The 639-nt window shown below is 78.9% G+C and carries 1 protein-coding gene; it reads right to left on the bottom strand.

Features of this window, described 5'->3' with window-relative positions:
• Window positions 1-73: 73 nt before the first annotated feature.
• Window positions 74-639, bottom strand: a 566-nt coding sequence (locus tag WD250_13255; GenBank protein ID MEX2621174.1) for an FHA domain-containing protein, incomplete at its 5' end; no start/stop codon positions are given.

The raw sequence follows: 639 nt of genomic DNA, 5'->3' as shown, positions 1-639 counted from the left end.
GGGGGGCGCGCCCCCCCCCCCACACCCGGCACAGCAGAGCACCGCCCTCGCGGGCTCGGGCGGTTCACGAGGATCAGTCGGGCGGCTCGAAGGTCATCACCCGGCGACCGAACGCGACCTGGGTGCCCGGGCTGACGACCACGGACTCGCCGGTGCCCACGCGGTGCCACTCGGTGCCCTCGGGTGCCAGCAGGTGCACGCCGTTGGCCGATCCGCGGTCCACCACCACCACGTCCCAGTCCTGCAGGCGGATCTCGGCGTGCACCCGCGACACCGCCTGCTCGGGGTCGTCCAACGGCAGGGGGCGGGCCTCGCCGGCGGCCACGGCCGGGTCCCCCGCGGGCTCGCGGCCCACGACGTAGTCGGCGTCGAGCTCGTAGCGCACCCCGTCGTCGACCGCGATCGTGCCGAGCGGCGGCCGGGGCCCTTTCACGGTGTGCCGGGTGGCGGCCACCAGCGAGGCCTGGCACGTCGCGCACCGCAACGCGAACGGGTGGTTGAAGTGGCCGCGGTGGCACTCCACGCCGTCCACCAGCACCGGCGCCTGCGCTGCGGCCGGGGCCGCAGCCGGGGTCGGGGCCGCAGCCGGGGCCGGGGCCGGGGCCGGGGCCGGGGCCGGGGCCGGGGCCGGGGCCGGGG

The organism is Egibacteraceae bacterium, from assembly GCA_040905805.1.
Lineage (GTDB): Bacteria > Actinomycetota > Nitriliruptoria > Euzebyales > Egibacteraceae > DATLGH01.
This window is presented reverse-complemented; position numbering and strand designations above follow the sequence as displayed.